The sequence below is a fragment of the Erythrobacter sp. NFXS35 genome (assembly GCF_040148725.1).
GTDB lineage: Bacteria > Pseudomonadota > Alphaproteobacteria > Sphingomonadales > Sphingomonadaceae > Erythrobacter.
Genome location: NZ_JAGDEB010000002.1, coordinates 405,189 through 429,133, shown reverse-complemented (window position 1 = coordinate 429,133; position 23,945 = coordinate 405,189). Strand labels below are relative to the sequence as shown.

At 64.5% G+C, this 23,945-nt stretch carries 28 protein-coding genes; 16 read left to right on the top strand and 12 right to left on the bottom strand.

What is annotated here, in order from left to right:
* Nucleotides 1-22 precede the first annotated feature (22 nt).
* Nucleotides 23-1,765, top strand: a complete 1,743-nt coding sequence (locus J3454_RS09645) for an acyl-CoA dehydrogenase family protein (RefSeq protein ID WP_349513551.1) — start codon at nt 23-25, stop codon at nt 1,763-1,765.
* Entirely contained in the window at nt 1,725-2,588 is an 864-nt protein-coding gene (locus J3454_RS09640; protein WP_502878576.1) for a DUF815 domain-containing protein, read from the top strand. Before J3454_RS09645 ends, J3454_RS09640 begins: the two co-directional genes overlap by 41 nt.
* Here the strand turns inward: J3454_RS09640 and J3454_RS09635 are convergent.
* Nucleotides 2,585-4,063, bottom strand: coding sequence for a PQQ-dependent sugar dehydrogenase (locus J3454_RS09635; RefSeq protein ID WP_349513550.1), 1,479 nt, complete (start codon nt 4,061-4,063; stop codon nt 2,585-2,587). The two genes, J3454_RS09640 and J3454_RS09635, sit on opposite strands and share 4 nt — an antisense overlap.
* A 66-nt stretch (nt 4,064-4,129) precedes the next feature.
* On the opposite strand from J3454_RS09635, the gene msrC reads away from it, so the two are divergent.
* Nucleotides 4,130-4,630, top strand: coding sequence for a free L-methionine (R)-S-oxide reductase MsrC (gene msrC / locus J3454_RS09630; protein WP_349513549.1), 501 nt, complete (start codon nt 4,130-4,132; stop codon nt 4,628-4,630).
* A gap of 142 nt (nt 4,631-4,772) precedes the next feature.
* Entirely contained in the window at nt 4,773-5,666 is an 894-nt protein-coding gene (locus J3454_RS09625) for a hypothetical protein (RefSeq protein ID WP_349513548.1), read from the top strand.
* Between the two features lie 99 nt (nt 5,667-5,765).
* Here the strand turns inward: J3454_RS09625 and J3454_RS09620 are convergent, their stop codons facing one another.
* The 6 genes from J3454_RS09620 to J3454_RS09595 form a co-directional block, all read right to left on the bottom strand.
* Nucleotides 5,766-6,731 carry a ParB/RepB/Spo0J family partition protein gene (locus tag J3454_RS09620; RefSeq protein WP_349513547.1) on the bottom strand — a complete coding sequence of 322 codons (966 nt, stop codon included), beginning with the start codon at nt 6,729-6,731 and terminating at the stop codon, nt 5,766-5,768.
* Nucleotides 6,728-7,504 (bottom strand): ParA family protein, encoded by a 777-nt coding sequence (locus J3454_RS09615; protein ID WP_349513546.1) that lies wholly within the window; start codon nt 7,502-7,504, stop codon nt 6,728-6,730. Before J3454_RS09615 ends, J3454_RS09620 begins: the two co-directional genes overlap by 4 nt.
* 65 nt (nt 7,505-7,569) lie before the next feature.
* Nucleotides 7,570-8,196 (bottom strand): 16S rRNA (guanine(527)-N(7))-methyltransferase RsmG, encoded by a 627-nt coding sequence (gene rsmG / locus J3454_RS09610; RefSeq protein WP_502878575.1) that lies wholly within the window; start codon nt 8,194-8,196, stop codon nt 7,570-7,572.
* A complete protein-coding gene (mnmG, locus tag J3454_RS09605) occupies nt 8,193-10,058 on the bottom strand; it encodes a tRNA uridine-5-carboxymethylaminomethyl(34) synthesis enzyme MnmG (RefSeq protein WP_349513544.1) in 1,866 nt (621 codons plus the stop codon). Before mnmG ends, rsmG begins: the two co-directional genes overlap by 4 nt.
* Before the next feature lie 126 nt (nt 10,059-10,184).
* Entirely contained in the window at nt 10,185-11,471 is a 1,287-nt protein-coding gene (gene mnmE, locus J3454_RS09600; protein WP_349513543.1) for a tRNA uridine-5-carboxymethylaminomethyl(34) synthesis GTPase MnmE, read from the bottom strand.
* 10 nt (nt 11,472-11,481) lie between these two features.
* A complete protein-coding gene (locus J3454_RS09595; RefSeq protein WP_349513542.1) occupies nt 11,482-11,757 on the bottom strand; it encodes a DUF6489 family protein in 276 nt (91 codons plus the stop codon).
* A gap of 102 nt (nt 11,758-11,859) precedes the next feature.
* Here J3454_RS09595 and J3454_RS09590 point away from each other — a divergent pair, with 102 nt between their 5' ends.
* Nucleotides 11,860-12,573 carry a dienelactone hydrolase family protein gene (locus tag J3454_RS09590; RefSeq protein WP_349513541.1) on the top strand — a complete coding sequence of 238 codons (714 nt, stop codon included), beginning with the start codon at nt 11,860-11,862 and terminating at the stop codon, nt 12,571-12,573.
* Nucleotides 12,570-13,004 (top strand): nuclear transport factor 2 family protein, encoded by a 435-nt coding sequence (locus J3454_RS09585; protein WP_349513540.1) that lies wholly within the window; start codon nt 12,570-12,572, stop codon nt 13,002-13,004. Before J3454_RS09590 ends, J3454_RS09585 begins: the two co-directional genes overlap by 4 nt.
* Here J3454_RS09585 and J3454_RS09580 read toward each other — a convergent pair.
* From J3454_RS09580 to hemE, 5 genes are all read right to left on the bottom strand, one after another.
* A complete protein-coding gene (locus J3454_RS09580; protein WP_349513539.1) occupies nt 12,978-13,502 on the bottom strand; it encodes an AAA family ATPase in 525 nt (174 codons plus the stop codon). The two genes, J3454_RS09585 and J3454_RS09580, sit on opposite strands and share 27 nt — an antisense overlap.
* A gap of 6 nt (nt 13,503-13,508) precedes the next feature.
* Entirely contained in the window at nt 13,509-13,901 is a 393-nt protein-coding gene (locus tag J3454_RS09575; RefSeq protein WP_349513538.1) for a BLUF domain-containing protein, read from the bottom strand.
* 55 nt (nt 13,902-13,956) lie between these two features.
* Nucleotides 13,957-15,222, bottom strand: a complete 1,266-nt coding sequence (gene rho, locus J3454_RS09570; RefSeq protein ID WP_349513537.1) for a transcription termination factor Rho — start codon at nt 15,220-15,222, stop codon at nt 13,957-13,959.
* Nucleotides 15,223-15,423: 201 nt separating this feature from the next.
* A complete protein-coding gene (locus J3454_RS09565) occupies nt 15,424-15,867 on the bottom strand; it encodes a CopD family protein (RefSeq protein WP_349513536.1) in 444 nt (147 codons plus the stop codon).
* A gap of 6 nt (nt 15,868-15,873) precedes the next feature.
* Complete coding sequence (gene hemE, locus J3454_RS09560) at nt 15,874-16,890, bottom strand: uroporphyrinogen decarboxylase (RefSeq protein WP_349513535.1); 1,017 nt, start codon at nt 16,888-16,890, stop codon at nt 15,874-15,876.
* Nucleotides 16,891-17,236: 346 nt separating this feature from the next.
* Between hemE and J3454_RS09555 the strand changes: the two genes are divergently transcribed.
* The 10 genes from J3454_RS09555 (at nt 17,237) to J3454_RS09510 (ending at nt 23,794) form a co-directional block, all read left to right on the top strand.
* Nucleotides 17,237-18,082 (top strand): pyruvate, water dikinase regulatory protein, encoded by an 846-nt coding sequence (locus tag J3454_RS09555; protein WP_349513534.1) that lies wholly within the window; start codon nt 17,237-17,239, stop codon nt 18,080-18,082.
* Entirely contained in the window at nt 18,079-18,684 is a 606-nt protein-coding gene (locus tag J3454_RS09550; RefSeq protein ID WP_349513533.1) for a Maf family protein, read from the top strand. The genes J3454_RS09555 and J3454_RS09550 overlap by 4 nt, the downstream gene beginning before the upstream one ends.
* Entirely contained in the window at nt 18,681-19,541 is an 861-nt protein-coding gene (aroE, locus tag J3454_RS09545) for a shikimate dehydrogenase (RefSeq protein WP_349513532.1), read from the top strand. The genes J3454_RS09550 and aroE overlap by 4 nt, the downstream gene beginning before the upstream one ends.
* Nucleotides 19,538-20,122 (top strand): dephospho-CoA kinase, encoded by a 585-nt coding sequence (gene coaE, locus J3454_RS09540; RefSeq protein ID WP_349513531.1) that lies wholly within the window; start codon nt 19,538-19,540, stop codon nt 20,120-20,122. Before aroE ends, coaE begins: the two co-directional genes overlap by 4 nt.
* 49 nt (nt 20,123-20,171) lie before the next feature.
* Nucleotides 20,172-20,867: a DNA polymerase III subunit epsilon gene (dnaQ, locus tag J3454_RS09535; protein ID WP_349513530.1), complete on the top strand. Its 696-nt coding sequence runs from the start codon at nt 20,172-20,174 to the stop codon at nt 20,865-20,867.
* A gap of 57 nt (nt 20,868-20,924) precedes the next feature.
* Nucleotides 20,925-21,497, top strand: coding sequence for a ribosome hibernation-promoting factor, HPF/YfiA family (gene hpf, locus J3454_RS09530; protein ID WP_349513529.1), 573 nt, complete (start codon nt 20,925-20,927; stop codon nt 21,495-21,497).
* A 153-nt stretch (nt 21,498-21,650) separates the two neighbouring features.
* Complete coding sequence (locus tag J3454_RS09525; protein WP_349513528.1) at nt 21,651-22,112, top strand: PTS sugar transporter subunit IIA; 462 nt, start codon at nt 21,651-21,653, stop codon at nt 22,110-22,112.
* 18 nt (nt 22,113-22,130) lie between these two features.
* Nucleotides 22,131-22,607: a PaaI family thioesterase gene (locus J3454_RS09520; protein WP_349513527.1), complete on the top strand. Its 477-nt coding sequence runs from the start codon at nt 22,131-22,133 to the stop codon at nt 22,605-22,607.
* Nucleotides 22,604-22,945, top strand: a complete 342-nt coding sequence (locus tag J3454_RS09515; RefSeq protein ID WP_349513526.1) for a DUF1491 family protein — start codon at nt 22,604-22,606, stop codon at nt 22,943-22,945. The genes J3454_RS09520 and J3454_RS09515 overlap by 4 nt, the downstream gene beginning before the upstream one ends.
* A gap of 192 nt (nt 22,946-23,137) precedes the next feature.
* A complete protein-coding gene (locus J3454_RS09510) occupies nt 23,138-23,794 on the top strand; it encodes a cell wall hydrolase (protein ID WP_349513525.1) in 657 nt (218 codons plus the stop codon).
* Nucleotides 23,795-23,945 lie beyond the last annotated feature (151 nt).

The window sequence follows — 23,945 nt, the reverse complement described above, 5'->3', positions numbered from 1 at the left end:
AGCTTCACAGGACACCCCCGAAGTGACCCCCTATACCCCGCCGACCGCCGACCAGCTGCTCGCCATCCGCGTTAATGCCGGAATCGAGGAACTGGCGCAAAGCGAACGCTTCGCCCATGCCGAGCCCGATCTGGTCGAAGCCATCGTCGAAGGCGTGGGGCAATTCGCGGCAGGCGAATTCGCTCCGCTCAACCGCGTCGGCGATCTCGAAGGCGCGAAGCTCGAAAACGGCGTGGTGCGCCTGCCGGACGGGTTCCGGGAAGCCTATAACGCCTATGTCGAGCAGGGCTGGAACGCGATTGCCTCGCCCGAAGCATTCGGCGGACAGGGCTTGCCCTTCACGCTGTCGTGCAACGTGCTGGAGAACCTCGGCGCGGCCAATATGGCGTTCACGCTGCTCCCCATGCTCTCGGTCGGCGCAATCGAGGCGCTGGAGCATCACGGGTCGAAGGATCAGCAGGCAAAGTACCTTCCCGATCTCGTCAGCGGGCGCTGGTCGGGAACGATGAACCTGACCGAGCCGGGTGCAGGCAGCGATGTCGGCGCGCTGCGGACCACGGCCGAACCGATCACGGAGGGGCCTTACGCGGGCCAGTACAAGATCACCGGGCAGAAGATCTACATCACCTGGGGCGAGCATGATCTCGCGGACAATATTATCCATCTGGTGCTGGCGCGGCTGCCCGGCGCGCCCGAGGGGTCGCGCGGGATCAGCCTGTTCGTCGTGCCCAAGTATCATGTGAACCACGACGGATCGCTCGGGCCGCATAATGACCTGCGCTGCGTCAGCATCGAACACAAGCTGGGCATCAACGCCTCGCCCACCTGCGTCATGAGCTACGGCGACAACGGAGACTGCATCGGCGAGCTGGTCGGCCACGAAAACAAGGGGCTGGCGGCGATGTTCACGATGATGAACAACGCCCGCATCAATGTCGGCAACCAGGGCGTGCAGATTGGCGAGCGCGCCACGCAGCAGGCGCTCGCCTATGCCCGCGACCGGGTGCAATCGGCGCGCGCCGGCGCGCCCGACAAGACCGCTGTGGCAATCATCGAGCATCCCGACGTGCGCCGCATGATCCTGCGGATGAAGGCGCTGACCGAGGGCAGCCGCGCGCTACTGTACTACTGCGCTGGCCAGGTCGATCGCGGCACTCTGGGTGATGCGGCGGCGAAGAACCGCGCCGAGATCGTCGTGCCGCTGATCAAGGCGTGGGGCACCGATATCGGCGTGGAGGTGGCGGGCATCGGCATCCAGATCCACGGCGGGATGGGCTTCGTCGAGGAAACCGGCGCAGCGCAACACTGGCGCGATTCGCGCATTGCTCCGATCTATGAAGGCACCAACGGAATCCAGGCCGCCGATCTCGTGACCCGCAAGCTGGGCCTCGACGGGGGCGAGGCAATGGTGACGCTGTTCGAAACCATCGCCCGCGAAGCCGTCGGGGAAGCGGCGCTAGCGTCCATCGCCAAGGATTGCGCCGCCATCGCGCGCTGGATGCAGAGCGAAGCGAGCCTCGACGATCGGCTTGCAGGCAGCGTGCCGTTCTGCACCATGGCCGCGGTTACGGTCGCAGGCTGGCAGCTGATGAAGCAGGCCGCAGCGGTGGCGGCAGGCGCAGCCCCGGCTCTGGCCGCGAGCAAGCCGGTTACGGTGCGGTTCTTCCTCGACCGGATCGTGCCCGAAGCGGCGGGTCTGAAGGCAGGCGCAACCGCAGGAGCCGATGGCCTTTACGCGCTCCCGGCCGAAGCGCTGGTGGGCTAAGGTGGCCGAAGGGGCCGAGGTTTGGGAACGGATCGCCGCTGCGCTGGAGCGCATGGCGCCCCCGCCTTTGCCACCGACCGACTGGCTCGCGCATCCCGCCTATGTGTGGGAAGGCGAGCGGGCGCGGGCCGTGCCGTCGATGGACGCGCTACCGTTGGAGGGACTGCACGGGATCGACGCGCAGAAAGTCGCGCTGCGCAACAATTGCGCCCGGCTCGCGAGGGGCGCGGCGGCGCATGACGTGCTGCTATGGCGCGCGCGCGGTATGGGCAAATCGGCACTCGTGCGCGCCGCTGTGGCCGATGTGCAGGCGGAGAGCCCGCAGGCGCTGGCACTGGTGCAGCTTGCCCCGAGCACGCTGGCCAGCTTTCCGGCGCTGATCGCCGAACTGGCGCAGCAACCCCGCGCCTTTCTGCTGTTCATCGACGATCTGGGCTTCGGCGACAATGACCGGGCCGAGATGCTGGCTCTGCGCAGCCTGCTCGACGGCGGCGTCGCCCCGCGTCCGGCGCATATCCGGATTGCGATAACCGCGAACCGCCGAGCGATCACCATGCGTGAGGATACATCCGCCGCGCTACACGAACGCGACGAGCGTGACGATGCGCTGGCGCTGGCCGACCGGTTCGGGCTGACGCTGGGCTTCCACCCGGCGGACAAGGACACCTATCTTGCGATCCTCGCAGGCTACACCACCCCGCTTGGCCTCAGCTTCGACGCGGAGGAGGCGATGGCCTTTGCGATTCAGCGCGGCAATCGATCCGGCCGCACGGCGCTGCAATTCGCCACCGAACTCGCGGGGCGGGCGGGGAAACGCCTCTAGTTAGGCTGCCCGGCCTGCTCGCGCAGGTAATCCTCCTCGAACACCGCGCGCGGATCGCGCAGCTCGCTCTGCGGACGCAGCGGATCGCTCTGCAACCGGGCAATCGCGGGCGCGGGCGAGGCCGAGGGTGAACGCACCCGCCAGATGACCCCGGCGGTATCGTCCGACACCAGCAGCGCGCCGTCTTCTGCCCATTCGACCCAGGTCGGCCGCCCTCGGGTGGTGCCCTCGCCTGTGAGGAACCCGGTCAACACCGGCTGCGGCTTACCCACCGGGTTGCCGCGCGCATCGAATTCCACATAAACCACGTCATAACCCGAAGGCGGCTTACGGTTCCAGGAACCATGCCGCGCCACGAATGCGCCGCTGGCGAAGTTTTCGCCCATCACGTGGCCTTCGCTGCTGAACACGAAGCCCAACGCCGCGACATGCGGCCCCAGCGCGTATTCGGGATTGCGGACATATTCCTGCAGAAATTGCGGCATCGGCGCTTCAACCCGGCGGTCGAAGTTGTTCTTGTAATAGATCCACGGCCAGCCGTATTGCGCGCCGACCGGGACATTGGTGAGGTAATCGGGCACCAGATCGGAACCGAGCATGTCGCGCTCGTTCACCGTGACCCACAGCTCGCCGGTCCAGGGGCTGAAATCCATCCCGTTGGGATTGCGCAGGCCGACGGCGAACTGGCGCTGGCGACCGGCCTCCAGATCATATTCCCAGATCATCGCGCGGCCCGCTTCGATGTCCATCCCCTGCTCGCCGATATTGCTGACCGATCCGACCGCGACGAACAGGCTGCTGGCGTCGGGCGAAAGCGCAAGATTGCGCATCCAGTGGCCGCCGCCGCCGGGCAGGTCCATCAACTTGCGCGGGGTGCTGGTGACCCGGTCGGTGCCGAGCGTGTAGGGAAACGCCAGCACGGCGTTGTGATTGGCAACATACAGCGTGCCGTCGTGGTAGGCCATCCCCGACGGCGAATCGAGACCTTCTTCGAGCAGCACCTGCTGCGTTTCGGCAGCGCCATCGCCGTCGGTGTCGCGCAGCAGCAGGATCTGGTTGGCAGATTCGCCCGCCGATCCGGCTTTGGCGAACAAAATGCCTTCGATCCAGCCACGGATCGTCGCCATAATGCCGCTGGCCTCGTTCTCCCTCGCCGGAGCGCGGGTCAGCGTAATCAGCACATCGCCATTGGGCAGGGTGTAGATCACGCGCGGATGATCCAGCCCCTCGGCAAAGCGCATGACCTCCAGCCCGGCGGCGGCTTCCGGCTTTTCGTCCGCGGCCCAGCCCACCGGCTCGGCGATCTTGACGGTGGGGAAGCTTTCGGCGGCAGGTTCCTGCAAAACCGGATCCGTCCCGGCGACTTCCTCGACCGAAAGATCGGCGGTATCGCCGCGGGACAGCCAAAACAGAGCAGCGCCGACCAGCAGGACGACGACGACGACAGCGATTGCGATTTTGCGGGAGAGTGCCATGTGGAGGGAGATAGAGCCGCCGTGCCCCGGCGGCAACTGGCAAGCGATGGAAAAGGCCCGCTGACGATGTATGATTTCAAGCCCGATGCTGCACTTGACCCGGCAGAGGTCCACCGCGAACTGCTCCGCGCGGCCGATGCGCTGACCGCGGGCGAGCCGGACGGGATCGCCAACATGGCCAATGTCGCCGCGCTGTTGTGGGAGTTTCTGCCCGATCTCAACTGGGCCGGGTTCTACCGCACCGCGCCAACCAAAGTCGGATCAGGCAGTGAGTTGGTGCTCGGCCCGTTCGTAGGCCGCCCCGCCTGCATCCGCATCCCGTTTGGCGCAGGGGTATGCGGCGCGGCGGCGGAAAGTCGCGCAACGCAACTTGTCGCGGATGTCCACGCCTTCCCCGGCCACATTGCCTGCGACGCGGCGAGCCGATCGGAACTGGTGGTGCCGGTGCTGCGCGACGGGGCGGTGATCGCGGTGATCGATCTCGACAGCCCCTCGCCTGCCCGCTTCGGCGCGATTGATGCCGAAGGGATCGAGGGACTGGCTGCGTTGCTTTCCGACCGTATCTGACAGAATTCCCGTAATTAACGGCCCGAAACGGGACAGCGCCCTCAGCACTGCTTGGGGACGGGCGCGAGTCGATGGTAAGGTTTTGCTAACCATCGGTTTGCGCGCCATGTCCGCGCGCGGCCGCTTCAGGGGGAATCTGCCAATGCCCACGCGCCTGCCCATCCGTCCGCTCACAATGCTTGGATTCATGCTGCCTGCGCTTGCCCTTTCGGGAACAGCAAATGCGCAGAATTACAGCGATTTGCCGCCGCTGGCACCAATGGATCAGGCTGAGGTTCAGGCGCTGCCGGCAGAATACCGTACCGCTCCGGTGATGACCGCCACCACTGAGACCGAAACCATCGTCGGAATTGACGGGGTGGAGACCATCACCCGCACCCGCCGGATCGATGCGCCGCGCGCGGCTCCGGCGGCGGCGCAGGCAGCAATGGCGCAGGGTTACGCGCAAACAGCGCCGGTGCATTATGCGCCCGCTGCTGCCTATACGCCCGCAGTGTTCGAACGCGATCAGTGGGTCGAGGAATGCCGCCGCCGCACCGCAGGGCACAACCGCGACGATACCGGCCGCATCATCGGCGGCCTTCTCGGCGCGGTGGCAGGCGGATTTGCCGGTTACGAGATCGCCGGTGCAGGCGACCGCGTTCTCGGGACGGTGCTCGGCGTTGGCGGCGGGGGCCTGCTCGGCGGATTGATCGGCAGCCTGTTCGGCGGGGATCGCGACAAGAACCGCTACGATTGCGAAGCCGCGCTCGACAGCTACCTGTCGCAATACGGCGCGCCGGGCCCGCGCATCGCCGCACGCGAGATCCCCTATGCGCCGGCGCCGGGCTATGCTTACAATTATGGCTACCCGGCCAGCTACGGCTATTCCTATGCCCCGCCGCAGCAGGTCGTGATGGTGCCGGTGCGCAGCGAACAGCAGCAGCAGGTGGTGGTGCGCGAGACGGTGCGATACGAGAACTACACTGTTCCCGGCACTGTCCGCGAGATCCCGGCAGCGCGCCCCTCGCCCAAACTGATCAAGGCCGACCGCTAACCTCTTTCCTCTGCCACGACGGCAGGCACAGGAAGCCCCGAAAGTCGCACCGTGCGACTTTCGGGGCTTTTGGCCATGCGGAAGGCGGCGTGGGCGTGCTTAGAACTCGCCGCCGGTGAGGCGCTGGCACACCAGATCGAGCTGATCGAGCGTGGTGTAGCGGATCGTGATCGTGCCCTTGCGCGGATCGACTTCGGGTTTGATCCGCACGCCAAGTCCTAGAAATTCCTCAAGATGATGCTGCACGGCGAGGATGTCGGCGTTTTCCGCCGGGTCGGCGCGGGGGCCGGCAGCGCGGGCAGCGGTGGCCTTGCCGGCCTTGCGGGTCAGGCCTTCCATGTCGCGCACGGACAGCCCCTCGGCCACTGCGATTTCCGCCAGATGCGCGGCATCGGGCCGCCCGATAAGCGCGCGGACATGGCCCGTGCTGAGCTTGCCCTGCTCGACCAGATCGAGCACCGGATCGGGCAGCGTCATCAGCCGCATCATGTTGGCGACATGGCTGCGCGATTTTTCGACCATTTTGGCGATGTCGACCTGGATCATTCCCTCATCCTCGGACAGACGATGATAGGCGCGCGCTTCCTCAACCGGGTTGAGATCCTCGCGTTGGAGGTTCTCGATCAGCGCCAGCGCCATCACCTCGCGGTCCGTCAGGGTGCGGACCAGCGCCGGAATCTCGTGCAGACGCGCCTTCTGCGCCGCACGCCAGCGGCGCTCGCCCGCCACCAGCTGGTAGCCGGTGCCTTGGGGATGGGGCCGCACGATGATCGGCTGAATCACCCCACGTGTTGCGATCGAAGCTGCCAGTTCATCCAGCGCGGTCTCGTCGAAATGCTTGCGCGGGTTGCCCGGCAGCGGCTTGATCGTGGCAAGCGCCAGCATCCGCAAGGCCGTAGTCCCCGGTGCGGCCGCATCGGCCGGTTCCTCGCGCCGGACCAGCGGCTCCTCGCGCCGGGTCTCGCCCAGCAGTGCACCGAGCCCCTTGCCAAGTCGCCTCGGCTTGTCCGCCGGAGCGCGCGATGTTGGGGCAATATCAACGGTTTGGTTGGTATCTTCGCTCATGCGGCTTGCCTTTCTGCGGGGAAGCGCCCGATCAATTCGCGCGCCAATGCCATATAGGCGCGGCTGCCGGTGCAATGCTGGTCATAGATCAGTGCGGGCAGCCCGTGGCTCGGCGCTTCGGACAGACGCACATTGCGGGGGATGACGGTTTCGAACACCAGCTTGCCGAGACAATCGCGCACATCGTCGGACACCTGATCGGTCAGCCGGTTGCGGCGATCGAACATTGTCAGGGCAATGCCAATAATACCCAGCCGCGGATTAAAACGCTGCTGCACCTGATCGACTGTCTGGAGCAGCTGGCTCAATCCCTCCAGCGCGAAAAATTCGCACTGCAGCGGCACCAGCAGCGTATCGGCGGCGCACAGCGCGTTGAGCGTCAGCAGGCCCAGCGAAGGCGGGCAGTCAATGAACGCGATATCATGGCCGGAGTGGTTTTCCAGCGCATGGCGCAGACGCGAAGTGCGATCCTCGACCGATACCAATTCCACTTCGGCCCCGCTGAGGTCCACTGTTGCGGGTACGATGTCGAGCCGCGGAATGCTGGTCGGGACGATGGCATCACATAGCGCGACCTCATCGACCAGCAGGTCATAACTCGAAACTTCACGCGAAGCGGCCTGCACGCCCAGCCCGGTCGAGGCGTTGCCCTGCGGATCGAGATCGATCAGCAGCGTGCGCCAGCCCGTAGCCGCCATGGCCGTGGCGATGTTGATCGCGGTGGTGGTCTTGCCCACGCCGCCCTTCTGATTGGCAATCGCGATAGTGAGCATGGCTATTCCATCCTTCCCGCAGCCGAAATCGCCTTGAATCGGGCGCTTCGGGCATGTGCAGCGTGTCAGACCTTCACAATGATTCCCGCATCGGGATCGGTCAAGGAATGTTTCACGTGAAACATTGCTCGAATCGAAGGTTTCAGCGCCTCCAACTCCTGCGCCGCAGAGCGCCCCTTGGGCAAGACATAAGCAGTCGTCGCAGTGGAGAAGGGTGCGGACAAGCTGAGGAGCTTCGGCAAGGGGGCGAATGCACGGGCGGAAATGGCGCGGGCGGCGAAGGGTGTTACCCGCTCCAGCCGTTGGCCCTCGACCCGGCATTTCCGCAGTTCGAGCGCCGCGATGCATTTTTCGAGGAATTCCACGCGCCGCGCACGAGACTCAACCAGCACCACAGGCATATTCGGACACAGCGACGCGATCACCAGCCCTGGAAACCCCGGCCCGCTTCCCAGGTCGAGCCAAGGTCCGGCAGCGTTCGGGCCCAATGTTTCACGTGAAACATTTGCGATCAGCTGCGCCGAATCGGCAATATGGCGCCGCCAGATATGTGGCTCGGTGGGTTTGGCGATCAGGTTCTGACGCTGGTTCTCGTCAAGCACCAATGCGGCGAAGGCCTCGAGCCGGACCATGCCCGCATCATCGGTCAGTCCGGCGACATATGCGCTGGCCTCTGCTTCGGTGGCGATCACGCGGCACGCTGTCCGTTCGCAAGGTGGCGCCGAGCATGGACCAGCAGGGCCGAGAGCGCCGCCGGCGTCACCCCCGGCACCCTGCCCGCCGCAGCCAGTGTCCCTGGTGCAGCCTTGGTCAGGCGCTCGATCATCTCGTTGGAGAGGCCCGGCACCTCGGCATAGGGGAAGTCCAATGCCAAGGGCAGCGCCTCACTGGCGCGCAGATCGCGCAGTTCGGAATCCTGCCGGGCAAGGTAGGGCGCATAGGCCGCATCCTCGGCCATTTCCTCGGCCAGCAGCGGGTCGAGCGCCGTGACTTCGCCCAGCCAAGGGGCGAGTCCTGCGGGTGTCACCCCATCGTAGCGCAGCCATTCGGCGAGCGGCTTCTCACCATGATCGCGGCGCACCGGCAGGCCGGCATCGGCAAGTTCGCGCGCGTGGACCTTCTGCGAATGTTTCACGTGAAACATTGCGCGCATTTCTTCACGCCGTTCGAACCACGCGCGGCGTTCTTTACCCACGCAACCCGCCGCGATCCCCACTCCGGTCAGACGGGTCGCCGCGTTGTTAGCCCGCAGGCGGAGACGGTATTCGGCGCGGGCGGTGAGCATACGGTAGGGTTCCGACACGCCCTGCAAGGTCAGATCATCGACCATCACCGCGATATAGGCGTTGGCCCGGTCGAGCACAGGTGCCGCCTTGCCGAGCGCCGCAGCGGCCGCCTCGAAACCCGCAACGAGGCCCTGCGCGGCAGCCTCCTCGTAACCGGTGGTGCCGTTGATCTGCCCTGCGCAATAGAGGCCAGGAATCGCCCGCACCTGCAGATCGGGAGTCAGCGCACGAGGATCGATGTGATCATATTCCACCGCATAACCCGGTTGCACGATTTGGGCCTGCGCACAGCCCGGCATGGTGCGCACCACTTTCTCCTGCACATCAACCGGCAGCGAGGTGCTGATGCCGTTGGGGTAGACGATGTGCGTATCCAACCCCTCCGGCTCCAGAAACACCTGATGGCCCTCGCGGTCGCCGAAGCGGTGGATCTTGTCCTCGATCGAGGGGCAGTAGCGCGGCCCGGCAGCCCCGATCGCGCCGGAAAACAGCGGCGACCGATGGAGATTGGCGCGGATGGCAGCATGCCCCGCCTGCGTGGTGCGGGTGATTGCACAAAACACCTGCGGGTTAATCCGGCGCGGAGTGAGCGGAGACATTGTCCAGCTCTCGCTATCCGAAGGCTGTTCCTCCAGCACTGCCCAATCGATAGTGCGCCCGTCGAGCCGGGGCGGTGTACCGGTCTTGAGCCGCGCCATCGGCAAATCGGCAGCGCGAAGCTGCTGTGCAAGCCTCTTGGCCGCATTCTCGCCGATGCGTCCTCCCTCGAAACGCTCCTCGCCCCGGAACAGCACCCCGCCAAGGAAAGTGCCGGTGCACAGGATGACCCGCCCGGATTCCAAGATTGTGCCGTCGGCGAGTTCCAGTCCGGCGACCACCCCGCCCTTCAGCACCAGCGCGGCAGCCTCGCCCTCGATCAGCGTCAGGTTTGTCTGCGCGCGCACAATTCCCTGCACCGCCCCCTTGAAGCGCACCCGGTCGGCCTGCACGCGCGGACCCCATACAGCGCTGCCCTTGGACCGGTTGAGCATCCGGTAATGGATTGCGCCCGCATCCGCCGCACGCCCGATCACCCCGTCGAGCGCATCGACCTCGCGCACCAGATGGCCCTTGCCCAAGCCGCCGATCGCCGGGTTGCAGCTCATTGCGCCTATCGCGTGCAGATCGAAGCTGACCAGTGCCGTGCGCGCACCCATCCGCGCCGCTGCACAAGCGGCCTCGACCCCGGCGTGACCGCCGCCGATAACAAGAACATCAAAAGGGTGCATGACGGCGCGAATAGGGCCTGTTAGCGACATCGTCAAAGCCGTTTCACTGGTCAAAATGTTTCACGTGAAACATTGGCGGTTTGGGCTGGCGAAATGTTTCACGTGAAACATTGCGTGTCGTGCCGTTCACTTGCCGATGCAGAAGCGCCCGAACAGCGTGTCGAGCATATCCTCGGTGGTCGCGCGGCCAATCAGGCGATCAAGGGCGAGCCGCGCGCGGCGCAGTTCTTCCGCGATCAGCAGCGGGTCGGTGAGCCTCTCCGCCGCCGCCAACGCCTCGGCCGTTTCAGCCAACCGCACATGCTGGCGAGCATTGAGCGCGGCTTCGCCGGGCTTGGGCAGAGCTCCCCGCGCCACATCGACCAGGGCCGACTTTAGGGCTCCGAGCCCCCCACCGGTTGTCGCCGAAACCGTAAACCGCGCTGTCGCCTTGCCCTCGAAGTCTGAGCGGTCAGCCTGCGCGGCGATCTCCCAGCCACCATCGGGACCTTCGCCCTCTGGCCCCAACCAAAGCACCAGATCGGCACGCGCCAGTTCGGCACGCGCACGGTCAATACCGATAGCCTCAATGTTGTCCGACACGGCCCCATCCCGCAGGCCCGCCGTGTCGACGAAAGTCAACGGGACGCCCCCAATGCCCACCGACCGTTCGATCACATCGCGTGTCGTCCCGGCGATGGGCGACGTTATCGCCGCCTCACTCTCGATCAGAGCGTTAAATAAAGTCGATTTTCCCGCGTTGGGCGGTCCAGCCAAGACCACCCGGAACCCCTCCCCCAACCGTTCCGAGCGCGGGCGAGCCAGCCATTCGCCCAGCGCGGTTGCCAGTGCGGCAATATTCCACGTGAAACTTTCCGGGAGGTCGAGTGCGTCCTCCTCGTCCGAAAAGTCCAGCACCGCCTCGATTTCGGCGGACAGCGCCAGCACGTGAGCGCGCCAATCCTCCACCTGCCGCGACAAGGCCCCGCCCGCATTCGCCAGCGCGGCAGCGCGCTGCAGTTCGGTTTCGGCGGTGAGCAGATCGGCCAGCCCCTCGGCTTCAGCGAGATCAATCCGGCCGTTGGCGAAGGCACGGCGGGTGAATTCACCCGGTTCGGCACGGCGCAAGCCGGGGAGCGCCGCCAGCGCCGCCTCCACTGCAGCGATCACCGCCCGCCCGCCGTGGCAGTGCAATTCAGCCAGATCCTCGCCTGTCGCGGTGTTCGGGCCCGGAAACCACAGCGCCAGCGCCTCGTCGAGCAAGGCCCCGTCCGCATCGCGCAGTTTGACCAGCGAAGCACGGCGCGGCTCCGGCAACCTGCCCGCCAGCGCCGTCAATGCCGCCCTCGCCTGCGGCCCGGACATCCGGACCACGCCGATGGCCGAAGGCGGCGCACCGCTCGACAGCGCGAAAATCGTCGGGAATGCATTCATCGTCGCGGAACTAGTCGGCGCCCTTTGGCCCATCGCCGGAGCGCCCGCTGGAACCGGACGCGGCCTTCATCCCGCTTTCGACGAAGCTCTGGAACATCTTCAGGCCCACCTGCCCCATCGGCGCCAGTGCCTGCGCATATTGCTGCAACTGATCGGGGTTGGAGACACCCTGCATGGCTTTGGCGATATTCTCGACATAGACATTGTTGGCCGCGCTCACGTCGGGCAGCCCCATGAAACTGCGGGCTTCCTCGGGCGTGCAGTCGACTTCGATCGTGATCTTCATGGCGCATCCTCCTGTCTCCCTGTCCATTTGGGCTTGGCAGCCCAGCAAGGCAAGAGATAGGGTTCGGCCCACACCATTCCCCCCGTGACGGAGAGAGACATCATGAGCCTCAACGAGACCATCCCCACCCTTGAAGGCGCCAATGAAGATGGCGGGTCCAGTTTCGGTGCCTATGTCGCCCGGCCCGAAGGCACACCCAAGGCCGCCATCATCGTCATTCAGGAGATTTTCGGGGTGAACCCCGGCATCCGCAGAAAGTGCGACAAGCTGGCAGCGGACGGATACCTCGCAGTTGCGCCGGATCTGTTCTGGCGGCTTGAACCCGGCGTCGAATTCGATCCCGACGTCGAGGCCGAGTTCCAGACGGCGCTCGAGATGATGGGCAAATTCAACCAGGACGCCGGCATCCGCGATATCGAGGCGACCATCCACCACATCCGGCGTTCGTTGGGCGTGGTGAAGGTTGGCTGTGTCGGCTACTGCCTCGGAGGGCGGCTCGCTTACATGACCGCAGCGCGCACCGATATCGATGCGAGCGTCGGCTATTACGGCGTCGGGATCGACGGATTGCTGGGCGAGAAGCACGCCATCGCCAATCCGCTGATGCTGCACGTCCCGACCGAAGACGGCTTTGTTTCACGTGAAACACAGGCGGCGATGCATGCGGGATTGGACGATCACCCGCGCGTGACTCTGCACGATTACGAGGGGCTCGACCACGGCTTCGCCACCGAGACCGGCAAACGCCGGGACGAAGCCGCCGCCACCCTCGCCGACAGCCGGACTGCCGCCTTCTTTGCCGATCATCTGGGGTGAGCACGGACGACAAGCAGCACGAGGGGCTCACCCGCTGGCACGCCTATATGGAGGGTGGGAGCGATCCTGCCCTCCTGTCAGCGCTGCTCGCCGATGATGCGGTGTTCCATTCGCCGGTGGTCCACACCCCGCAGGTCGGCAAGCCGGTGGTGCTGGCCTACCTCGCCGCCGCCGCGCAGGTGCTGGGGAACGATGCTTTCCGCTATGTCCGCGAGCTGGTGGACGGGGACGAGGTGATGCTCGAATTTGTCACCGCGATCGATGGCATCGCGATCAACGGGGTCGATATCATCCGCTTCGACGAAAATGGGAAGATCAGCGATTTTAAGGTGATGGTACGACCGCTGAAGGCGATCAACAAGGTCTGGGACGTGATGGCAGCGCAGTTGGAGGCGCCGAAGGTATCAAATCCTGTCGAGCAGGAACGCTAGGCGCTCGGCCACCGGAGCAAGTGGCAAGTCCTCGATGGTGTAGCCGTAACGTCGCCACGCCGCTGTAACCGCCGCGTCACTCTCCACCGCCTCGGCGAAGTCCTGTATCCGTTCGCTATCCGACCGGTAGATTTCCTCCCATGCCGGAGCGCGCAGAATCAAACCATTGTATCGCACCTGGCGGCAAGCCTCATCGATGGAGCGCGGCACAGCCAAACCCGCAACGTCGAGAAAACCCGCCACATCCGGAAAACCGCGGTCGAAAACAACAGGCTCCCTATAGTCGGCAAACCGATCGAATTCACGGAGATGCGCGGTCAGCATCGCATCTGCAAATGCCAGCGGATCATCGGCCCGCAACGCCATCCCGCCCGGTACCTTCAGCAAATCGCGAGCAACTTCGGGCGAAGTCGCAAGGCCCGCATCCGCTGCGGCCTGTAACAAGGTGGTTTTGCCCGCTCCCGGTGCGCCCGTCAGAACAACGTGCCGCACCAGCATTAGCCGCTAGTTCAGCACCGCAAAATTCATGATCATCTTGCGCACTTCGGGATCGAGGCCCTCGGGCAGCTCGCCTTCGAGCATTTCGCGTCGGCTGGCGATGCTTTCGGCGATCATCACGCGCTTCATCGCCCAGTCCGGACAGGTGCGCTGCGCGATCCCGCGCCGGTCGAGCACCGAGACGCCGCTGTGCCGCGGATCGGCAAAGATCGTCTCCATCAGCGCATTGACCTCACCCTCCGGCCCTTCGAGCAACTGAAGAAAGTTGCGACCGTTGAACAGCAGCAGCCCGGTGATACCGCGCGCCGGATTGTTGCGCTCGCTGGTAGCGAGGATCGCGTCGACTTCTTCGCGCAGCAGAGTCGGCGCGGTGCTGATATAGAGATACTGGCTTAGCACTTTTCCCGACCCGTCCGTTGTCGTCCCGATGGCACGCCCCCCGGCGTGCACTTGCCTATTGATTCATCGTATCGAAGAAATCGTCGTTGGTCTTGGAATCCTTCATCTTGTCGAGCAAGAATTCCATCGCATCTACGGTGCCCATCTGCATCAGGATGCGACGCAGCACCCACATTTTGGACATCTTGTCCTTTTCGACCAGCAGTTCTTCCTTGCGGGTGCCGGATTTGCCGACATCCAATGCGGGGAAGATGCGCTTGTCCGAAACCTTCCGGTCGAGCACGATTTCCGAGTTGCCGGTACCCTTGAACTCTTCGAAGATGACCTCGTCCATCCGGCTGCCGGTGTCGATCAGCGCGGTGGCGATGATCGAGAGACTGCCGCCTTCCTCGATGTTACGCGCCGCGCCGAAGAACCGCTTGGGACGCTGGAGCGCGTTGGCATCCACACCGCCGGTCAGCACCTTGCCTGAAGAGGGAACCACGGTGTTGTAGGCCCGGCCCAGACGCGTGATCGAATCGAGCAGGATCACCACGTCCTGCTTGTGTTCGACCAGACGCTTGGCCTTTTCGATCACCATTTCAGCAACCTGCACGTGGCGGTTGGCGGGTTCGTCAAAGGTCGAGGAGATCACCTCGCCCTTCACGCTCCGCTGCATGTCGGTAACTTCCTCGGGCCGTTCGTCGACCAGCAGGACGATCAGGAACACCTCGGGGTGGTTGTCGGTGATCGCCTTGGCAATGTTCTGCAGCAGCACGGTCTTACCCGTCCGCGGCGGGGCGACGATCAGCGCGCGCTGGCCCTTGCCCTGCGGCGCGATGATGTCGATGACACGGGCGCTCTTGTCCTTCACCGTCGGGTCGAGGCTGTCGAGCGTCAGCTTCTCGTCCGGATAGAGCGGCGTGAGGTTATCGAAATTGGTGCGCAGGCGCACCGCATCGGGATCGTCGAAATTGACTTTGGCGAGGGTGGTGAGCGCAAAATAGCGTTCGCCTTCGCGCGGGGCGCGGATTTCGCCTTCGACCGTGTCACCGGTGCGCAGGCCCCAACGGCGGACCTGGTTGGGCGAGACATAGATATCGTCCGGCCCGGCGAGATAGTTCGCCTCGGGCGAGCGCAGGAAGCCGAAACCGTCCTGCAGCACCTCGATGGTGCCGATGCCCATGATCTTTTCTTCGTATTCCTCGTCCTCGGCCAGTTCGCGCAGGATGCTGAACAACAGATCCTGGCGGCGCATGGTCGAGGCGCCTTCGACGCCCAGTTCCTCGGCCATCTGGACCAGTTCGGCCGGGGTCTTTCGCTTGAGGTCTTTGAGATGCATAGGTATTTTCCGAAAGCAGGAGTGGCCGGATGGTCAGTACCTCTTTGGAGAAAAGAGGCGCCCCGTGTGGCGGGGCCGGGCTTGGAGAAAGCAGACCTTCGGAAGGCGGGATACCGCTCCGATCACCGGATGAACAAGCGCGGGATAGAACCGCCGTGCGGTCCGGTCAATCGCGGAAATGAGCGGACGGCACCGCCCGTCTCAGAACGGCTTCAGATAGACCAGTGCGACGATCAGCACGAGCAGCAGGCCGGGAACCTCGCCGATCATTCGCAGCCGCCCTTCAGTGAGCGGACGCTCGCCTCGCGCCATCTTCTTGGTTTGCGCCACCAGCCAGCCGTGATAGCCCGTCAGCACCAGCACCAACGTCAGCTTGGCGTGGAGCCAGCCGTCGCTGAACCAGCCGCCCGACCACGCCATCGCCAGCCCCAGCACCCAGACGATGATCAGGCTGGGAGTGAGGATGATCTTGCGCAATTTGCCCATCCGGGTCGCCCACTTGGCCTCGCCTTCCGAACCCGGCGCGTGATCGAGCATGTAGATGCACTGGCGCGGCAGCATGAACAGGCCCGCCAGCCAGAACACCATGAAGATGACATGGCCAATCTTGAGGAACGGATAGATGGTGAGGAAGACGGATTGCATCAGTGCTTAACCTCTCAGAGCCGCAAGCAGTTCCTCGACATGCGGGATCGGCGTGAACTGTCCGATCCCATGGCCGAGATTGAACACATGCGGACGATCCTCGAACGCGGCGACGATGGCGCGCACCCGCTCGGCCATGGCCGGACCGCCGGCTTCGAGCAGCAGCGGATCGAAGTTGCCCTGCACCGGCATGCCTGCAGGCAGGCTGGCATGCGCCCAAGCCGGATCGAGCGTTTCGTCCAGCCCCACCGCGTCCACACCGGTTTCGCGCGCATAGGACGGCAGTTTTGCGCCCGCGCCCTTGGGAAAGCCGATCACCGGGGTATCGGGATGCGAAGCCTTAAGCTGCGCAGTGATCGCCGCATTGGGCGCGACCACCCACTTTTCGAACTGGTCGGGGGCAAGGCTACCCGCCCAGCTATCGAACAATTGCACCGCTTCGGCCCCGGCATCGATCTGTCCGCGCAGATAGGTCACCGAAACTTCGACGATGGCGTCCACGATCGCCTGCATATGCGCCGGATCGCGGTACGCCAGCAGCCGCGCCGGGCCCTGATCCTTCGACCCCTGCCCTGCGATCATGTAGGTCGCGACGGTCCACGGACTGCCCGCAAAGCCGAGCATCGTCACCTCAGGTCCGATCAGCGCCCGCGTGCGGCGCACGGTCTCGTACACCGGATCGAAGCGCTCGAACGCAGGCGTGAAGCTATCGAGCCCGGTCTCCAGCAGTGTCGGCGAAAGGTGCGGCCCTTCGCCCGCCTGAAAGGTCAGCCCCTGCCCCATTGCGTGCGGCACGATCAGGATATCGGAAAACAGGATCGCGCCATCGAACCCGAACCGCCGGATCGGCTGCACAGTGATCTCGGCCGCGGCTTCGCTATCATAAACCAATTCGAGGAAGCCGCCCTTCTCGGCCCGAAGTTCCCGATATTCAGGCAGATAGCGTCCCGCTTGGCGCATCAGCCAGACAGGGGCAACGTCCTGACGGACACCTTTGAGCGTATCGAGAAGCGGACCGGGCATGGCGTTCCTTTAAACAAAACTAATCTAATTATAAAAGGATTGATGGAGTCTGTTGGCCCTGTGGATAGCGGGAATTACCGGCAATTGCCGGATTGTGCCCAAGCTGAACAGGACCGAATGCCCCCACCGAATCCGCAAGGGACCGACGTCAAGCAGGCTTTATCCCCACTCTTCCCAGCCTGTCGACAAGACTTGTCCCCTGTGCGCAAATACCCCCCACCAAATGCCTGTCAGCGGGGAGTATAATCGCTCCCCTGCTTGTTAGCCCTGCTCTCCCGTGGTTTATGCAGGGTTCTGTCCACAGCCCCACGTCTGGCCCGAGCACCGACCGCGAGCGCGAATCTGCATGAACCGACTCAATCTGCATCTGGTATCGGATTCGACCGGCGAGACGCTGGAAATGATCGCGAAAGCGGCGCTGGCCCAGTTCGACGATCCCGATGTCAGCCGCCATTTCTGGCCGATGGTCCGCTCGCTTCAGCATCTCGACCGGATCGTGCCGGATCTCGCCGCGCATCCGGGGCTGGTGCTCTACACGCTGGTCAATCCCGAGACCCGCAAGCGGCTGGAGGAGCATTGCCGCCATCTCGGCCTGCCAGCGGTCGCGGTGCTCGATCAGGTGACCGCCGCGTTGGAAGCGCAGCTGGGGCAGGAGGCGCATGGCCGTCCGGGCCGTCAGCACATGATGGACGAAAGCTATTTCAAGCGCGTCGACGCGATCCAGTACACCATCGCCCATGATGACGGGATCGGGTACGAGGATTGGGAAGAGGCCGATATCATGCTGGTCGGCGTGTCGCGGTCGTCCAAGACCCCGACCAGCATCTATCTCGCCAATCGCGGCTACAAGGTCGCCAATATTCCGCTGGTGGTGGAAAGCCCGCCGCCGCCTGCGCTGTTCGGGCTGCGGCATCCGCTGGTCGTCGGCCTCACCACCAGCCCCGAACGGCTGGTGCAGATCCGCCGCAACCGGCTTTTGTCGCTGAACGAGGCGACCGAGACCGCCTATGTCGATAATGACCGAGTCAAGGCTGAGCTGCAGTTCGCGCGGCGGATGTTCGCCGATCATGGCTGGCCGGTGATCGACGTCACCCGCCGCTCGATCGAGGAGACCGCGGCGGCAATCATCCGGCTGGCGCAGGAGCGCCACCGCCGCCCGCCGAGCGAAGGCGGCGTGGGGAAACCGATATGAGCGGAGAGACGGCGCCGCGCCTGATCCTCGCCAGCAAATCCGCCTCGCGCCGGGCGATGCTGGATGCCGCCGGTGTGGCTTACGAAGCGGTGCCTGCCGACATTGACGAACGCGCGGTTGAGGTGGGCCTTGCGGGCGCGGCTCCCGGTGAGGTGGCCGAGGCGCTGGCTGTCGCCAAGGCGGCGGCGGTGGCCGCGCTGCATTCCGGCGCACTGGTGCTGGGGTCGGATTCGCTGGTGGTCGCTGGTGGTCGGCGGTTCGACAAGCCGCGCTCGGCCGAGGAAGCGGGCGAGCATCTGCGGTTCTTCTCGGGCAAGGTGATGGAGCTCCACAGCGCCGCCGCTCTGGTGAAAGACGGCGGATGCGAGTGGAGCCATGCCAGCATTGCGCGCCTGCACGTGCGCGATCTGTCGGAGGATTTCATCGCGCACTACCTGAGCCTCGAGTGGCCCGAAATCGGCCACACAGTCGGCGCGTTCCGGATCGAGGGGCCGGGGGTGCAATTGTTCGACCGGATCGAGGGCGACCAGTTCACGGTACTCGGGATGCCGCTACTGCCGCTGCTGGGCGCACTGCGCGAGGCGGGAGTGTTGCTCGCATGACCCGCCCCTATGCCGAAGTCATCGGCGACCCCATCGCTCAGTCCAAATCGCCGACGATCCACAATTTCTGGCTCGGCAAGCTCGGGATCGACGCCGAATACAGAGCATTTCTGGTCGAGAAACAAATGGAGGCTCTTGAGGCATACTTCCCTTTAGCCTCGACCGATGGCGACTGGGTCGGTTGCAACGTCACCATGCCGCACAAGCAGGCCGTAATGCCGTTACTTGATCGGATCGACCCGCTTGCCCAGAGCATCGGGGCCGTCAACACTGTGGTGCGCGAGGGCTTGAAGCTAGTCGGCTACAACACCGATGCAGCAGGCTTCCTTGAACCACTGTCCGCAGACCTCGCGCAAACCCACTACTTCCGCATGGCCCGGATCCTCGGCACTGGCGGCGCGGCGCGAGCGATCATTACTGCGCTGGCGGGCCACGGCTTCACGCTCGTGGTGGCAGGCCGCGATCCTGCCAAGGCGCGCGCGCTGCTCGATGAACTGGCGCCCAAGGGCGAGCATCACGCGATTGACCTCGCCCATTTCGCGGACCCGACCGATTTCCCCTTCGACGACCGCGAAGCGTGCTGCGATCTCGTCATCAACGCTTCGTCGCTGGGGATGCAGGGGCAACCGCCGCTCGCCTTCGACTGGAGCCATGCCCCGCCGGGCAGCATCGCCTATGATATCGTCACCGCCCCGCTCGACACCGCGTTCCTGCAAGGCGCGCGGGCAATCGGCCACCGTACCATCGACGGGCTTTCGATGCTGATCGGACAGGCGGCGGTCGCCTTTGAACGCTTCTTCGGACAGCCCGCTCCGCGCGATCACGATGCCGAATTGCGCGAGATCCTGACCCGATGACTCGCCCTGCGATCATCGGCCTTACCGGTAGTATCGGCATGGGCAAGTCGACCGTCGCGCAGATGTTTGCCGATGCCGGAATCCCGGTATTCGACGCCGATGCCGAGGTGCGCGCGATGCAGGGAGCGGGCGGCGCGCTTGTCCCTGCGATCGAAGCTGCCTTTCCCGGATCGACGTGCGAGCAAGGGGTCGACCGCGACCGCCTCGGGCAACAGGTCTTCGCCGACAAGGATGCCCTCGCCCGATTGGAAGCCATCGTCCACCCGGCGGTGGCGGCCAGACGCGCGTCCTTTCTCGAACGGTACCACGACAAGCCCGCGGTTGTGTTCGATATCCCGCTCCTGTTCGAACGCGGCGGGCACGAAAGCGTCGACATGGTGGTGGTCGTCTCCGCGCCCGAGGACGTGCAGCGCGCCCGCGTGCTCGCCCGTCCCGGCATGACCCCGCAGAAGTTCGAACATATTCTCGGTCTGCAGCTCCCCGATGCGGACAAGCGCGCACGCGCCGATTACGTGATCGACACCGGCACGTCGCTCGATGAAACCCGTGCCGAAGTTGCTGCGCTGATTGCTTCAGTTTGATGGCAAGCGGCTCTTGCCAGCGGCGGAGCATGAGAGGATAGTGCCACCAATGCGCGAGATAATTTTCGACACCGAAACCACCGGGCTCGATCCCAAGAGCGGCGATCGCATGGTGGAAATCGGCTGCATCGAGATGGTCGGGCGGGTCGAGACGGGCCGCACCTTCCACGCCTATTTCAATCCCGAACGCGATATGCCGATGGAAGCCGAACGGGTTCACGGCCTCAGCGCCGCCTTCCTCGCCACCAAGCCGCGGTTTGCCGAAAGCGCAGATGAACTGCTCGCATTTCTCGGCGATTCGCCGCTGGTGGCGCATAATGCGGGCTTCGACTTCGGTTTTCTCAACAACGAGCTGGAACGCATCGGCCGCGCAGCCATCAGCCTCGATCGGATGGTCGACACCGTCGCGCTCGCCCGTAAGAAGCACCCCGGAGCGAAGAATTCGCTCGATGCGCTGTGCACCCGTTACGGCATCGACCGCAGCCACCGGGTCAAGCATGGCGCGCTGCTCGATGCCGAATTGCTGGCGCAGGTCTATGTCGAACTGACCGGCGGGCGGCAGATCGGGCTGGAACTGGCGGCGGTGCACAGCGTGACCGTGGCTGCTGCGGTGGTGAGCGTCAGTGAAACGTCCGCCCCCAGCCGCCCGGTGCGTCCACCGCGTCCGCACACCGCTTCGGCGGAAGAACTGGGGCGGCACAGCGAATTCATCGCCGGAATCGATAACGCAATCTGGGCGCGCTGACACCAGAGCACGCTCCAGGATCGCCAGGATCCTCAACCCCACACGGAGGACAATGCCATGGATATTCGGATTTCGGGCCACCAGATGGAAACCGGCAGCGCCCTGCAGGAACACGCAGCTGACCGGCTGGGCACGGTTGTCGACAAGTATTTCGACAAGGCGCTGTCCAGCCACGTCACCTTCGGCAAGGCGCCCGCCGGGGCGTTCACCTGCGACATCGTGACCCACGTGATGCAGGGCCTGATCCTCAAGGCGCAAGGCTCCGCCCCGGATGCGCATATCGCGCTCGACGATGCGGCGGCAAAGATCGACAAGCAGCTGCGCCGCTACAAACGCCGCCTGACCGATCGCCACGAACAGACCAGCCACTCGCGCGCTGAGGAAGAAGCCGCATACACTATCTTCGCCCCCATCGAGCAGGACGAGGAGGAGGAAGCGACATCCGATGACGCTCCGCTGGTGATTGCAGAGACGCGCGTTGATATCCCCACCGCCAGCGTGGCAGATGCGGTAATGATGATGGACCTGCGGCACACCACTGCCCTGTTTTTCAAAAACGCTGGCACCGGCAGACATAATATGGTTTATCGCCGTGCCGATGGTTCGATCGGTTGGGTCGAACCGCGATAGAGTCAAAGTCAGGCCGGTTGGAACGGCAAGATCACTGGCACGGCTCACGCGGCAGCAGCAGGAGGGGCATCCGCCCCGGTCGGCAGGAGCTATTCTCTCGTGTCGGACCGGACATCGACTGCGCACGCATTTCATTTCGGGATTCGCAACAGGATGGACGTTAACCTCGCACTTTCGCCGCAGGCCATTGCGTTTGATCATATCGACAGCAAAGCGAAGGTGCTCGGCGCGATCGCGCAATTGCTGGCCGACGCCTATGGGCTCGACCGCAGCGAAGTGCTGGAAAGCCTCGAAGCGCGCGAGGCGCTGGGCAGCACCGGGTTCGGACGCGGCGTGGCGATCCCGCATTGTCGCAGCAAGGATGTGCGCAAGCCCAGCCTCGCGCTGATCCGCCTCGAACAGCCGCTCGATTTCGCCGCTGCCGATGCGCAACCGGTCACGTTGATCTGCGGGCTGGTCTCGCCCGAGAATGCCGGGGCGACGCACCTGCACGCGCTCGCAGCGATTTCGCGCCTGGCGCGGGATGAAGCGAAGTTGCAGATGCTGGCCGACGCCCCCGATGCCGAGGCGGTCTATGCCCTGCTCACCAACCAGTTCGAGCGTAATGCCGCCTGACGCACACCGCCTGAGATCATGACCGCAGACGAGCACGATTCTCCCGCCACCGGTGCCGATGGACATTACCGCGCGCTGGAGCGGCTCTATGCCTCCGCGCCGGTCAACCGCAAATTCGCCTCATCGCTGCATATTCCGGGCGAAGGCCGATCACGGTTGAGTTTCACCGTGACCGAGGCGGATTACCACGCAGCGGGCGCGGCGCACGGAACGATCTATTTCAAGATGCTCGACGATGCGGCGTTTTATGCCGCGAACACGATGGCGACCGATCGTTTCCTGCTCACCACCAGTTTCAACCTGCACTTTACCAAGCCGGTGCGCGCCGGAACCGTGACTGCCGAAGGGCGCTGGGTTTCGGGCCGGCGCCGCGTGTTCGTCGCCGAAGCGCGGCTCGTGGACGAGGAGGGCGAGGAAATCGGCCGCGGAACGGGCACTTTCATGCGCTCGCACATCGCGCTGTCGGGCCTGCCGGGCTACACGGCCCAGTCATGAGCACGCGCCTGCCCGCGCATCTGGAGGCCGGGGCGATCATGCGGCTGGCCGAAACCCAGGGCGGGTTCGCCACGGTTCTGGCCAAGGGCGAGCGCGATGCCGGGACCGTGCTGATCGTAACGACCTATCGCGGCGAGCCGTCTGTGCTTTACGAAAGGATGCCTGCGATCGACGGTTCGCGCAGCTTTGTTGCTTCCAAACACGAAGATCATGAAAACAAGCAAGAATTTTCCGAGTATTTGGCGCGGCGACGGCGTCAGGACCCTGATATCTGGCTGATTGAGGTGGATATCGCCGATGCGGAACGTTTCATCGCGCAATTGTCGGGTTTTGCTTGACCCTGATCCGCGCGTAGCTATTTGCCCGCGCACTTCCTGGCGCAGGCTGACGGGGCGGCAATTCGGTCGTTCGATCAGCACGCAGACGGGGAGCGGCCGGCAGGCTTTTTGAACCCCCTCTTTTTTCAGCGAATAATCGCACAGGGTTTCCGCCTGCGTCGGAGCACGCTCACCGCTTGAATAGTAGATTAAATGGGTCGTAAGACTTTTTCTGTCGTCGCACTGGCCGCTGTGGCCGCCGCGACTGTGACTTTGCCCGGCCTCGACAGTGCTGCGGCGCTGGCTCAAGCAGCCGATGACAAGCTTTCGCTTTCCGGTGCGGCCGATCCGGCCCCGGCTGCGGAACTGGTTCCCGAACCCACCGTGTTCGTCTCGGAAGAAGTGGTGCAGCCGCTTCCCGAACAGCCCGAAGCGCCGGTTCTGACCGAAGCCGGTTCGCTGCGCGAACTCGTCGGCATGGTCGACACCTCCACCCCGATGAACGAAGATCTTCGCTGCCTTGCCGGCGCGGTCTATTTCGAAGCCCGCGGCGAGCCGCTGACGGGCCAGTTGGCAGTGGCGCAGGTGATCATCAACCGCAGCGAGGATAATCGCTTCCCGGGCACCTATTGCAGCGTCGTGGCGCAGAAGGGGCAGTTCTCCTTCATGCGCGGCAGCCGCATGCCGCAGCCCCGCACCGGCTCAGCCGCATGGGGCCGCGCCGTGGCGATCGCGCAGATTGCCCATCAGGGCATGTGGCAATCCGAAGCGGGCGACGCAGTGTTCTTCCACGCCAATTATGTCCGCCCCAACTGGAGCCAGCGCAAAACAAAGCTGGCGCAGATCGACACGCATATTTTCTACAGGTGATCCTCGCCGCGTTTCGCCCTTGCGGGCGAGCGGCTGCGGGCACCCGGTCGGGCTTGATGCGCTTCGCGCCGATTAGAGACAGCGGGAGTAGCGCCGCAAGGGCAATCGCCCTCAAGTAGCGCAGCGATAGGGCGACAAAGACTCGGCGAGG

Coding starts and splice junctions, on each gene's coding strand:
- J3454_RS09640 (WP_502878576.1), top strand. CDS start 1,725: ATGGCCTTTACGCGCTCCCGGCCGAAGCGCTGGTGGGCTAAGGTGGCC.
- J3454_RS09635 (WP_349513550.1), bottom strand. CDS start 4,063: ATGGCACTCTCCCGCAAAATCGCAATCGCTGTCGTCGTCGTCGTCCTG.
- msrC (WP_349513549.1), top strand. CDS start 4,130: ATGTATGATTTCAAGCCCGATGCTGCACTTGACCCGGCAGAGGTCCAC.
- J3454_RS09625 (WP_349513548.1), top strand. CDS start 4,773: ATGCCCACGCGCCTGCCCATCCGTCCGCTCACAATGCTTGGATTCATG.
- J3454_RS09620 (WP_349513547.1), bottom strand. CDS start 6,731: ATGAGCGAAGATACCAACCAAACCGTTGATATTGCCCCAACATCGCGC.
- J3454_RS09615 (WP_349513546.1), bottom strand. CDS start 7,504: ATGCTCACTATCGCGATTGCCAATCAGAAGGGCGGCGTGGGCAAGACC.
- mnmG (WP_349513544.1), bottom strand. CDS start 10,058: ATGCACCCTTTTGATGTTCTTGTTATCGGCGGCGGTCACGCCGGGGTC.
- mnmE (WP_349513543.1), bottom strand. CDS start 11,471: ATGAATGCATTCCCGACGATTTTCGCGCTGTCGAGCGGTGCGCCGCCT.
- J3454_RS09595 (WP_349513542.1), bottom strand. CDS start 11,757: ATGAAGATCACGATCGAAGTCGACTGCACGCCCGAGGAAGCCCGCAGT.
- J3454_RS09590 (WP_349513541.1), top strand. CDS start 11,860: ATGAGCCTCAACGAGACCATCCCCACCCTTGAAGGCGCCAATGAAGAT.
- J3454_RS09580 (WP_349513539.1), bottom strand. CDS start 13,502: ATGCTGGTGCGGCACGTTGTTCTGACGGGCGCACCGGGAGCGGGCAAA.
- rho (WP_349513537.1), bottom strand. CDS start 15,222: ATGCATCTCAAAGACCTCAAGCGAAAGACCCCGGCCGAACTGGTCCAG.
- J3454_RS09565 (WP_349513536.1), bottom strand. CDS start 15,867: ATGCAATCCGTCTTCCTCACCATCTATCCGTTCCTCAAGATTGGCCAT.
- hemE (WP_349513535.1), bottom strand. CDS start 16,890: ATGCCCGGTCCGCTTCTCGATACGCTCAAAGGTGTCCGTCAGGACGTT.
- J3454_RS09555 (WP_349513534.1), top strand. CDS start 17,237: ATGAACCGACTCAATCTGCATCTGGTATCGGATTCGACCGGCGAGACG.
- J3454_RS09550 (WP_349513533.1), top strand. CDS start 18,079: ATGAGCGGAGAGACGGCGCCGCGCCTGATCCTCGCCAGCAAATCCGCC.
- aroE (WP_349513532.1), top strand. CDS start 18,681: ATGACCCGCCCCTATGCCGAAGTCATCGGCGACCCCATCGCTCAGTCC.
- coaE (WP_349513531.1), top strand. CDS start 19,538: ATGACTCGCCCTGCGATCATCGGCCTTACCGGTAGTATCGGCATGGGC.
- dnaQ (WP_349513530.1), top strand. CDS start 20,172: ATGCGCGAGATAATTTTCGACACCGAAACCACCGGGCTCGATCCCAAG.
- hpf (WP_349513529.1), top strand. CDS start 20,925: ATGGATATTCGGATTTCGGGCCACCAGATGGAAACCGGCAGCGCCCTG.
- J3454_RS09525 (WP_349513528.1), top strand. CDS start 21,651: ATGGACGTTAACCTCGCACTTTCGCCGCAGGCCATTGCGTTTGATCAT.
- J3454_RS09520 (WP_349513527.1), top strand. CDS start 22,131: ATGACCGCAGACGAGCACGATTCTCCCGCCACCGGTGCCGATGGACAT.
- J3454_RS09515 (WP_349513526.1), top strand. CDS start 22,604: ATGAGCACGCGCCTGCCCGCGCATCTGGAGGCCGGGGCGATCATGCGG.
- J3454_RS09510 (WP_349513525.1), top strand. CDS start 23,138: ATGGGTCGTAAGACTTTTTCTGTCGTCGCACTGGCCGCTGTGGCCGCC.